This window comes from Ascidiimonas aurantiaca (assembly GCF_037646345.1).
Taxonomy (GTDB): Bacteria; Bacteroidota; Bacteroidia; order Flavobacteriales; family Flavobacteriaceae; genus Ascidiimonas; species Ascidiimonas aurantiaca.
Window position 1 is genome coordinate 207,265 of record NZ_JBBEWR010000002.1, and the last position, 11,581, is coordinate 218,845.

8 protein-coding genes are annotated in these 11,581 nt (G+C 39.5%); 5 read left to right on the forward strand and 3 right to left on the reverse strand.

Annotated features, from left to right (window positions below):
* Window positions 1–23: 23 nt before the first annotated feature.
* From WAO84_RS03490 to WAO84_RS03510, 5 genes are all read left to right on the forward strand, one after another.
* Window positions 24–1,301, forward strand: coding sequence for a DUF3570 domain-containing protein (locus WAO84_RS03490; protein WP_340063648.1), 1,278 nt, complete (start codon window positions 24–26; stop codon window positions 1,299–1,301).
* Between the two features lie 174 nt (window positions 1,302–1,475).
* Window positions 1,476–2,552, forward strand: coding sequence for a peptide chain release factor 1 (prfA, locus tag WAO84_RS03495; RefSeq protein WP_340063649.1), 1,077 nt, complete (start codon window positions 1,476–1,478; stop codon window positions 2,550–2,552).
* A 70-nt stretch (window positions 2,553–2,622) separates the two neighbouring features.
* Window positions 2,623–3,444: an orotidine-5'-phosphate decarboxylase gene (gene pyrF / locus WAO84_RS03500; RefSeq protein ID WP_340063650.1), complete on the forward strand. Its 822-nt coding sequence runs from the start codon at window positions 2,623–2,625 to the stop codon at window positions 3,442–3,444.
* Entirely contained in the window at window positions 3,441–4,253 is an 813-nt protein-coding gene (locus WAO84_RS03505; RefSeq protein ID WP_340063651.1) for an ABC transporter substrate-binding protein, read from the forward strand. The genes pyrF and WAO84_RS03505 overlap by 4 nt, the downstream gene beginning before the upstream one ends.
* Before the next feature lie 86 nt (window positions 4,254–4,339).
* Window positions 4,340–5,116 carry an alpha/beta fold hydrolase gene (locus WAO84_RS03510; RefSeq protein WP_340063652.1) on the forward strand — a complete coding sequence of 259 codons (777 nt, stop codon included), beginning with the start codon at window positions 4,340–4,342 and terminating at the stop codon, window positions 5,114–5,116.
* Between the two features lie 199 nt (window positions 5,117–5,315).
* On the opposite strand, the gene WAO84_RS03515 is transcribed toward WAO84_RS03510, so the two are convergent.
* From WAO84_RS03515 to WAO84_RS03525, 3 genes are all read right to left on the reverse strand, one after another.
* Window positions 5,316–6,671 carry a RagB/SusD family nutrient uptake outer membrane protein gene (locus tag WAO84_RS03515; protein ID WP_340063653.1) on the reverse strand — a complete coding sequence of 452 codons (1,356 nt, stop codon included), beginning with the start codon at window positions 6,669–6,671 and terminating at the stop codon, window positions 5,316–5,318.
* Between the two features lie 11 nt (window positions 6,672–6,682).
* Window positions 6,683–9,694: a SusC/RagA family TonB-linked outer membrane protein gene (locus tag WAO84_RS03520; protein WP_340063654.1), complete on the reverse strand. Its 3,012-nt coding sequence runs from the start codon at window positions 9,692–9,694 to the stop codon at window positions 6,683–6,685.
* Window positions 9,695–9,934: 240 nt separating this feature from the next.
* Window positions 9,935–11,443: a helix-turn-helix domain-containing protein gene (locus WAO84_RS03525; protein WP_340063655.1), complete on the reverse strand. Its 1,509-nt coding sequence runs from the start codon at window positions 11,441–11,443 to the stop codon at window positions 9,935–9,937.
* Between the last annotated feature and the right edge of the window lie 138 nt (window positions 11,444–11,581).

Consider the following 11,581-nt stretch of genomic DNA (forward strand, 5'->3'; position numbering starts at 1 on the left):
ATTCTCTTAAAAAGTTGATTTTCATGCGAAAACACATGTTCTTTTTGTGTTTTATGGGAAGTTTGTGTATGGTTTGGGCCCAGGAAACCAATACCTCCTATAAACAGAAGGTGCTGGAAACTGCCGAAATAGACCTGCTTTTCAGTTATTATGAGCAGGATGGGGTACATGCAGCCGTAACCGGAGGTGAAGGAAGTGAAGAACTTACTGATGTAACACCAACTATAATTGTAAGTGTACCATTGAGTGATGACCATGTACTTACGTTTGATACTGGTATATCTGCGTACACCTCTGCATCATCCAGTAATATTAATCCTTTTGACGGGACTAACCGGGCAGACCCGTTTATAGAATCGTCCGGTGCTTCCCGAAGTGATGTATGGGCCTATTTTAATCCTTCCTTATCATACAGTTCTGATGACAGGAATCATGTGCTAACGGCCAATGTGAACATTGCTGCCGAATACGATTATTTTTCCGTTGGGTTTGGAGGAAGTTATACACGTCTTTTCAATGAAAAAAACACAGAGCTTGGAGTAAGTGCCCAGGTATTCTTTGATACCTGGAACCCGCAATATCCCATAGAGTTACGTGAAGGTTTTTTTGATGATCGTATTACCGGAAATGGTACATACGCTCCGGTTTTTAATGCATTTGACAACGAAAGGAGAAACTCGTATTCCCTTTCTTTTAGCTTTTCACAGATCATGACCAAAAAACTACAGGCATCCTTGTTTTTTGACCTGGTACTTCAGGAGGGCCTGCTGTCCACCCCGCACCAAAGAGTTTATTTTGGTGATGTAAATGATTTTTTTATTCAGGAATTTCAATTAGCCGATGATGTGGAAAGACTGCCCGATACCCGTTTTAAAGTACCTCTTGGTGGCAGGCTGAACTATTATGTAAATGAGCGCATAGTGATTCGCAATTATTACAGGTATTATCTCGATGATTGGGGAATCACCTCACATACTTTAAACATAGAAGTTCCTGTTAAGTTAAATGATCGGTTTACCGTGTATCCTATGTACCGTTACTATCACCAAACCGCTGCCGATTATTTTTACGAAAAAGAACAGGCACTGTCAACCATGGACTTCTATACTTCCGATTATGATCTTTCGGGGTACGATGCCCATCAATATGGGGCCGGTATCACCTACAAAGATATTTTTACCAGGGCCCGTATTTGGAAATTGGGGCTCAAAAGTATTGACCTTCGGTTTAATCATTACGACCGTAGTGATGGCCTTACAGCCAATATACTTTCCTTCGGCATGAGATTTATAGGCAATTAACAGCCGGTGTTTTTTTAGCCGGTTCACAACCCGGTAAAATACCCTAAAACAAATTCATAATTACAGGATTACTTCCTGTAAAAAGATAATGAAACGAATACAGATCTCATTAAAATATGCTAAAAAATCTTAACTTTGCAGCCGCCCTTGAGGGCTTTAATTTGCAGAAAGAATATGTTAGATAAGCTTAATATTGTAAAGCAAAGATTTGATGAAGTATCTGATCTTATTATTCAACCAGATGTCATAGCCGATCAAAAGCGCTATGTGCAGCTAAATAAAGAATATAAAGACCTTAAGGAACTTGTAGAAAAACGGGAAGAATATAAAACCCTGCTGGATAACCTCGAAGAAGCTAAAGAGATCATAGCCGATGGCAGTGATGCCGAAATGGTAGAAATGGCTAAAATGCAGTTAGAAGAAGCACAGGGAGCTTTGGAACCTCTTGAAGAAGAGATTAAATACTTACTTATTCCCAAAGAGCCGGAAGATACCAAGAATGCCGTTATGGAAATACGCGCAGGAACCGGTGGTGATGAAGCCAGTATATTTGCGGGAGATCTGTACAGAATGTACTCAAAATACTGTGAGTCTAAAGGGTGGCGCACTTCAACGATCTCATTTAGTGAAGGGACCTCGGGAGGTTTTAAAGAGATCATTTTCAACATTGAGGGAGAAGATGTATATGGCACCCTTAAGTTTGAAGCCGGTGTGCATCGCGTACAGCGTGTACCGCAAACAGAGACCCAGGGACGTGTACATACCTCGGCAGCTACGGTTATGGTACTTCCGGAAGCAGAAGAGTTTGACGTTCAGTTAGACATGAATGAAGTTAAAGTAATACGAACTACTTCTACCGGGCCGGGAGGGCAAAGTGTAAACACGACCTACTCTGCCATTCATCTTATACATATTCCAACAGGAGTAGAAGCCCGTTGTCAAGATGAAAAGTCACAACATAAAAATCTGGAAAAGGCTATTAAAGTATTGCGCTCAAGATTATATGAAAAGGAACTTGCCAAGAAGCAGGAAGCAGATTCCGCCCGAAGAAAAAGTATGGTAAGCTCTGGAGACCGAAGTGCAAAGATCAGGACTTACAACTATCCGCAAAGTAGGGTGACCGATCATCGAATCGGGCTCACGCTGTATGATCTCGATAATATTATTAACGGAGATCTTGAAAAAGTAATTGACGAACTCAAAATGGCAGAGAATACCGAAAAGCTTAAAGAAGCCAACGAAATAATATAAAAATGGAAAAGGCCCTGAAGTTTCAGGGCTTTTTTATAACACCTCTTTTTTTAAATACAATAATAACGCTATGACCACGAAACAGCTTACCGAAGAGATATTGCGTAAAAGATCGTTTTTATGTATAGGGCTGGATGTAGATATCAATAAACTCCCCGTTCATTTACAGGAAAAAGAAGATCCTATTTTTGAGTTTAACAAAGCTATTATAGAGGCAACACACCACCTGGCAGTAGCGTATAAACCCAATACGGCCTTTTATGAAGCATACGGTGTAAAAGGGTGGGAGTCTCTGCAAAAAACGGTGGAGTATATAAACCTCAAGCACCCCGAGATTTTTATTATAGCCGATGCCAAAAGGGGTGATATTGGTAATACCAGCGGGATGTATGCCCGTGCTTTTTTTGAAGAGTTACAGTGTGATGCCGTAACGGTCGCCCCATATATGGGCAAAGACTCGGTTGAACCATTTCTAGCTTTTCACAACAGGCATACTATTTTACTGGCACTTACTTCTAATTTGGGAGCCTCTGATTTTCAAATAGATGAAGAACATAGCCTATACAAAAAGGTGATCCGTACTTCAAGGGAATGGACCAATAGTGAGAACCTTATGTATGTAGTAGGCGCTACCCAAGCCAACCGTTTAAAAGAAATACGCGCCCTTATACCGGAAAGTTTTTTATTGGTGCCCGGAGTGGGTGCTCAGGGAGGCAGCCTGGAAGAAGTGGCAAAGTATGGTATGAATGAACAGGTGGGCCTGTTGGTAAATTCTTCCAGAGGTATTATTTATGCATCTTCCGGCACTGATTTTGCTCAGGCTGCAGCTAATAAAGCCCGGGAACTACAAATTCTTATGGACCAAATACTCACGGTTAAATTAGAAAAGTGATCACACTTACAGATCAAACCGGAAGAGAGCTTTCCTTTAAAGAAATACCAGAACGAATTGTTTCTCTGGTACCTTCTCTAACAGAACTGTTATGTGAATTACAACTGGAAAGTGAACTTGTGGGAGTTACTAAATTTTGTGTACACCCGGCTCATATACGAAAGGAAAAGAAAGTAGTGGGCGGTACCAAACAGGTACATTATCATAAAGTGGCGGCACTTGAACCAGATATTATTTTATGTAATAAAGAAGAAAACACATTAGAAATGGTGCAGGAACTGGAAAAAATAGCCCCGGTTCATGTATCAGATATAGTTGATATTGATGATTGTATTGAAGTGATCTTACAGTACGGCACCCTTTTTAACAGAAAGGAGGAAGCGCATGCTCTTGCACAGAATATAACTACTGAGAAAAATAACTTTTTACAAGAGATACAAAACCTGCCTTCTAAAAAAGTAGCATATTTTATATGGAAAGATCCCTGGATGGTAGCCGGTAATAATACTTTTATCAATTATTTACTGGAGATCAATCATTTTGTAAATATATACAAGGATGCATCCAGATATCCGGAAGTACAGATAGAAACCCTGGAAGAAGAATATGCACCTGATTATCTATTTCTTTCATCTGAGCCGTTCCCGTTTACAGAAAAGCAGTTACCTCTGTTACAAACACATATAAAAAAGGCCCGTATGGTCCTGGTAGATGGTGAGTTTTTTAGTTGGTACGGTTCCAGATTGTTAAAAGCATTTACATATTTTAAACAATTGCATAAAGAGCTTACCGAAATTGATAAGGAATAGATGTACAAATTCAAAAAAAGTGTATTTCCGGTTCAATTCATGAAATTAGTTTATTACATTCGTAATTAAATGATAAAGGTTGCCATTTGCTTAATTACACGATTTATCAACATGCGGCTTCAGAAAACTGGGTAACTTTTGTACATGGTGCAGGAGGAAGTTCTTCTATATGGTACAAACAGGTACGTGAATTTAGAAAGCATTTTAATGTTTTACTATTGGATCTTCGTGGCCATGGCGATTCAAAAAATTTACAGGATACTTTCAAAAAGCGCTATACTTTTGAGTCTATTGCCAACGATATTGTAGAAGTATTAGATCATGAGAAAATTGCGTCTTCCCATTTTGTAGGCATTTCTCTGGGTACCATACTTATTCGTCAGGTGGCCGAGATGTATCCTCAAAAAGTGAAGAGCATGGTAATGGGTGGAGCTATTATGAAACTTAATGTACGGTCTCAGGTATTAATGCGAATAGGGGTTATCTTCAAATCGGTAGTACCGTATTTGTGGCTTTACCGGTTTTTTGCGTTTATCATTATGCCTAATAAAAATCACAGAGAATCGCGCTTACTTTTTATAGGGGAGGCCAAAAAACTGTATCAAAAAGAATTTATCAGATGGTTCAAACTTACTTCTGAGATCAACCCTTTACTGCGTTTTTTCAGAGCTGAAGAAGTATGTATCCCTACTTTTTATTTAATGGGCGAAGAAGATTATATGTTTTTGCCGGCTGTTCGCCAGGTGGTAAAGGCACATCGTTTTTCCAGCTTATATGTTTTTGAATCCTGCGGGCATGTTGTTAATGTAGAGCAACCACAAATATTCAATCAGCAGGCACTTCATTTTATGAAAGGGGTATAATAAAAAAACCAATTCTTTTCAGAATCGGTTTTTAACAGCTAACTCAAAACAATTTCGATCAAAGTATTAAATACGATGCAAAAGTCTGATTATTATTCCATTGACATGTTAACTCAGTATTAGCAATTCATTAATTTAGTTAAATGTTACAAATTGAATGTCAGCGCTTTAATTTTTATTTTGAGTGCTGTTACTGGTGTTAATTGGGTATTAGGTTAGGGTTGGCATCCAACTCCCTTTGTGGTATGGGTAACACCAGTCTGTTATCATCGTAAGCAAGGCTCCCAACAGTTCCCTGCGTCCTTTTTATGTCGTGTAAGGTAAAGCCTTCAAATGAGAGTTCACGTCTTCGCTCCAGCAAAATAATGTTCAGATCTAAGGTTATAAGCGGTGCAGCTCCTGAACGACCGCGTAATGCATTAATCTCAATTAGGGGGTCAAGTCCGAGAGCAGACCCTAATCGAAAATTACACTCGGCCCGAATGAGGTGCATTTCAGCTATGCGCAAAAAAGGAATATTAGCAAACTGAGACTGCCATTTGGTGGTGGCAGTTCCTCCAGGGTTCTCATAGAAAAAACTACGACGTTCGTCATCAGGATCATCATAAATATCAAAGTGAAGGGGCTCAACAGATACATCCGGGTTTCCTGCACGTCCTCCAAATACCTGGCCTGACCAGTAAGTGTTCATATTATTAATACTGTTCACTCCATCCTGACTGTTTTTTTGCCAGGTAAATATATCTTCGGGGCTGTCTGAATCGTTGTTAAAGGCCTCTTCAAAAGAGGTAGCGAGGATATGACCGCTATTGGTGAGAACATCATTGGCAGCGTCTCTGGCAGCGGCATAGTTGCCTTGTTGTAAATATAATCGGGCCAGAAGGGCCTGTGCGGCATAACGATCTGCAAAAAAGCTATTGGAGGCCGGGAGCAGGGCATAGGCATCGTTGAGATCCTGAATAGCTTGTTGATATACTTCATCAATAGTATTTCTGGAGGGAAAGGTTACTGACCCGGTTGTTATTACCGGATCGAGGACTATGGGAATGGCAGGGCCACTATTTTGTTGTCCTGTTTTAAAAGGCTGCCCAAAGAGACGTGCAAGATCAAACATGATAAGTCCGCGTAGAAATTTAGACTCTCCCTCCATACGGTCACGCTCTGTGGCATCTTCAAATCTGTCCAGATTAGCCAGTACAATATTTACCTGATTGTTTACTTCAAAACCGTTAAGCCAATAATCACGAACAAAGAAATTATCGGCTACTATGGCTTTTTCATTAAATTGAGCAGGTTCTTCAAAAGTTCCGTTCCATCTCAGTTCACCGGTATTGGCAATAAGTTCAACTGCGAGATTAATATCACCGCCATACGAGGATATCTGGCCTGCCTCATCATAAGCACCAATAAGGATGCTTCGAAGGTTGGCAGCTGAACTGACTACGGCTCCCGGAAGCAGCCCTTCTTCGGGACGTACATCCAGATTATCTGCACATGCAGTGATAATAAACAGGGATATGCTTGTAAATAGTTTATGATATATATGTTTTTTCATGATGTACAATTTTAAAATTCAATACTTAATCCAAGAGTATAGGTTTTAGCGGGAGGTGCCGAATAAAAATCAAGCCCTACTTCAATATTGCTGTCCCCGTTAAAATCTGCGGTAGATTCCGGATCGTACCCTCCGTCAAAATTGGTAATTGTGAGAAGGTTAAATCCGGTGAAGTACACCCGTAATCGTTGTACAAAGAATTTTTTTGATATATCATCCGGTAAGGTATATCCCAATGTAAGGTTTCGAAGACGAACAAAATCGGATCCGTCGAGATACCGTGTGGATGCTTGTTGTCCGTTAGTTTGAAAAAGCCTTGCTTGCGGTACATTGGTAATATCGCCGGGTTGTTGCCACCTGTTTAACTGATCGGCTGTTTGATTATCAAAAAATCGCGCATTACCAGACTGAAAACGGCCTGCATCGTTATAAATGGAGGCACCCCATTCACCCTGCAGTGTAAACGAAAAATCAAAACCTTTGTAATTCATGGTGTTGGTAAGTCCGGCAATCACATCGGGAAAAGGAGAACCGGCAATGATACGTTCGGCTTCACTAAAATCAGATGTGAGCGAACGATCCAGACTGCCATCGGCGTTTCTGGTATTCCTTACAAATAAAGCATCTCCATTGTCCGGATTCACACCTGCATACTCAACGAGGTAAAAGGAAGAAATGGTTTCACCTTCTCTAACGATGTTCCTGTTTTGTATAATATCCCCTCCGGGAAGATCTGTTATTTCATTTTTGAGTGTGGAGATATTTATGGAAGAGTTCCAGCTAAAGTTATCGTTTATAATATTTTTGGTGTTCAATACGAATTCGACCCCCTGGTTTCTTAGTTCACCTACATTACGGGTTATGATGGTGAAGCCATTTGTGCCCGGAATAGGCTCATCCAAAAGCAACTCATCTGTGTTTTTAACAAAATAATCGAGCTCTCCGGTGATACGATTGTTGGCAAAACCAAAGTCTATCCCAAAATCATATTGAGAGGTTCGTTCCCATTGCAGGCTGGGATCCCCTAATTGCGTTGGGGCCAGACCGGCACGCTGATTGTAAGGTGCCACCTGAAACAGGCTTAAACTGGCAAAATCTCCAATTTCTGCGTTACCGGTTATTCCCCAACTCGCCCTCAGTTTTAATAAGGTTATGATATCTGAATCTTTTATAAAATCTTCTTCTGAAAGTATCCATCCGGCTGATGCTGCCGGGAACCATCCATAGCGGTTATCTTCACCAAAACGGGAAGAACCGTCATAACGAACACTACCTTTAAGCAGGTATTTGTTATTTATAAAGAGTGTGGCTCTTCCAAAATAGGAGAGGAAATTAAACCGGCTTCTTCCCGAACTTCCAACAATTATTTCAGAAGCACTGCTTATGGTTTGCAGTTCATCTGAAGGAAAACCCTGCCCCTGAACGAGTTGTAACCGCCGGTTACTTTCTTCAAAGCTCATACCCACGGTAAGTTCCAGATCATAGATATCGTTAATGAGTTTATTATATGTGAAATAATTGTTTAGGTTGTATTTTTCTGTATTTACGGCATTGGCGGTGCCCAGTCCGCCTATTGAGGCAAATTCCGTAAGACTTCCCGAAAATCTTTCAGCTACCTGTGAAGTATAATCATACCCCAGTTCGGTTCTGAAATCAAGGGCTGGTGTAATTTGATATTGGAGGTACGAGTTGGCCAGAATACGCCAGATATTGGTTTGGAAATTACCATTAAATTGCTCCATAAGGAAGTTAAAGTACTCGGTAGTTTGGTTATTGGGAGTAATACCATCTTCCAGATATGCCGGAGAAAGCGGAACCTGTGCCACTGCCTGCATGGGTGTTGAAAAGGCATTATCATTGGCAATACGATCTATTTTTGATTTTGAGATGTTCACGTTAAGCCCTGCTTTGAATTTCTCGGAGATGGTATGGTCTATATTGGAACGTACATTATATCTTTCCAACACATTTCCCCTCACAATACCATCAGTGCGATTGTATGCAGTAGATAGGAAAAAGAGCGTTTTTTCATTTCCTCCTGAAATATTGAAATTTACATCCTGAATTGAGCCGTTAACCAGTGCGAGGTCCTGCCAGTCGGTATCTACTTCACCGTTTCTCCAGTCAAGCCCGTTGGCATAAAAATCAAATTGTCCTTCTATACCTGCCTGTGAGAACCCTGAATTAAGGGCAGCTTCTGTAAAAAGTTCTGCATATTCTTCAGCATTTAACCAGTCTCTTTTGTTGGTGGCGGTACTCCATCCGTATGATGTGTTTAACGATATTCGGGTTCTTCCGGCTTTACCTTGTTTGGTTTTGATAATAACTACGCCGTTGGTGCCTCGTGCCCCGTAAATAGCTGCTGCAGATGCATCTTTTAAAATGTCAATAGACTCGATGTCATTAGGATTAATAGTTACCAGGGGGTTAATGGGAGAATCATTAATAGATTCATCGGTATTGTTAATTGGAATGCCATCTACCACATACAGAGGTTCCTGAGATGATGAAATGGTAGCAACCCCACGAACCCTCACTTTTACGCCTCCTTCTACTTTACCGTTTATCTGGGTGATTCGAACCCCGGCTGCCTTACCTGTAAGGGCACTTTGCAGGCTGGGGGTAGGTACATTGTTAATTTGTTCTGATGAGAGAGAGGCAATATTGTCGGTTACTTTTCTTTTGGTTTGTTTACCAAAACCTACCAGAACAACTTCATCCAGTTCTGATACTTCGGGTTGTAGTACAACATTGATCACTAATTCTGAACCTACGGTTTGTTCTGTGGTTCTAAAACCAATGAAACTAAAAACGAGGATATTTCCCGAATCGGTAGTTATGGAGTAATTCCCGTCAAAATCGGTTTGCACACCCAGAGTTGTATTTTTCACCAATACATTTACTCCCGGAAGCGGTAAGCCTTCCTGATCGGTAACTTGCCCCGTGATGGTTCTCTGCTGTGCAACAACTGTCGCTATTCCCATTATATATAGCAACAGGGTTAAGTAGTTTTTTGCTTTCATATCTTGTCTTTCTTTGGTTAATTCTTATGATATGATGCAGTGGAAGAAAGGCAGGAAGTAAAGACTGGTTTGCTAATTCAAATTAATTATTTCGAAAAATGAGCCCAAAAGTTTAGTGGAGTTAATGGGTTTTTTTCAACTACGAACGCTGCCTTTTCTTACCGGACTGCTTAGTAAAAGAACCCATTATAAACGGTTTTAAGGGAATGCCTTATAAACGTTTCCCCTGCCGATACATGCTTACCTGTAATTTACGTGTACCTGCTTTTCGAAGGTTTTAAGGAATTGGGTAGGAGTGAGCTGTGTTTCCTTTTTAAATGCTTTGTTGAAGGTGACTTTGTTGTTAAAACCTACTTCATAAGCTACATCTATGATATGAAGATTACGGTGGGAATCGTTTTTAAGCATTTCTATGGCTTCCTCAATTCTAAAGGTATTTACCAGTTCAAAAAAGTTCATATTAAAATGCTCATTAATTACCTGTGAAGTATTATGTCTGGTAGTGCCTAAGCGCTCTGAAACAGAATCCAGGCTTATGGAGCTGTCTTTAAAAATTTTCTCTGCTTCAAAAAGATGTACTAATTGTTCTTTTAGTTCTATAGAAAATCTTTCCGTAAGTCCAGATTTCCGGTATTTGGGATCTTCATGAGCGGGCATAGGCATATTAAATACTTCCGGGCGTGCATAGGCAGAAAAACCTACATATAAAACTAACATAGACATAAGTATGATCTGAGGATGAATAAGAAAATCTATTTTTATGATCTTCATAAGAATAAGGCCATAAATGAGATAGGCAAAAATGTAACTCACATTAAAGATCACTATATTTCTTTGCCACTTTTTTACGGGCGCTTCATGCTTTTTATGTTTTGCCTTTACATATATTCTATATACAAGAAAACCATATATGGAAAGAGACAGTATTTTTAGAATAACCACCGTGACCATAAATGGAAACATGAGAGTATCCCTATTTATCATCATATGCAGTTTTTCTTCAGACGAAAGCAGATAGATGGGTAATATATAAATAGAAAGAACAATAGAAGGGAGCAGGTGTAAAAGGTCTATCAGCTTAAAATGATATTGTTGGGTAACCCGTTTGAAATAGAAAAACAACAAAGGGCCGTATAAAAATGAAAATGTAGCGGTTAAATATAGAGTATGTGGTATATAATAGGTGTAATTACTCAGGTACAGGGATACATTAATAATGAATAAAGAATGCAGTAATATGAAAATACTAATTAATAGATTGGCCAGGTAATCTTTGTTTTTTTTAAGGTTAATGATCAGTGCTATAAAAATGCCAATAAGCCCTGAATAGAAATAAAAAACGATCCAGCCATTTATTTTAGGAATGTATCTCTTATAAAATGTTTTAAAAGCTTTGGTCTCTCTTATATTGTCAAATGCATGATGATCCATAACATGCGGATCGTACTTCAGGTTGAGATAGTTTTGTAAGGCCAGCACCGTTTTTTCTCCATTGCCAAGCCCTGCATGAGACATCGCAATTCTGAGATAGAAGGTCATGGAGTCGGAATAGTTGTCACCCAGTGCCTTTTCATAGTAATAAATAGCTTTTTCATAATTTTTAACAGAGAAATGATAACTGGCAGCATACATCAAAGAGTCTTTATCTGAAGTATTGAAATAAGGGTTTGACCATGCCAACGTACTGTGAACAACACCTAGAAAAATAACTGTAAATATGCCAATATGTATAGTATAAAATGTTCTCATTTCTCATGAATCAGCGTTATGTTAAATTACGAAAAAAAGAGCCTTGCCGAAGCACTTTTACCTTTGAGCAGTAATTCCCGATAATAGTTTACCTGCACGGATCAATACAAAAACCACATAAAAAATACTGTAAAACCA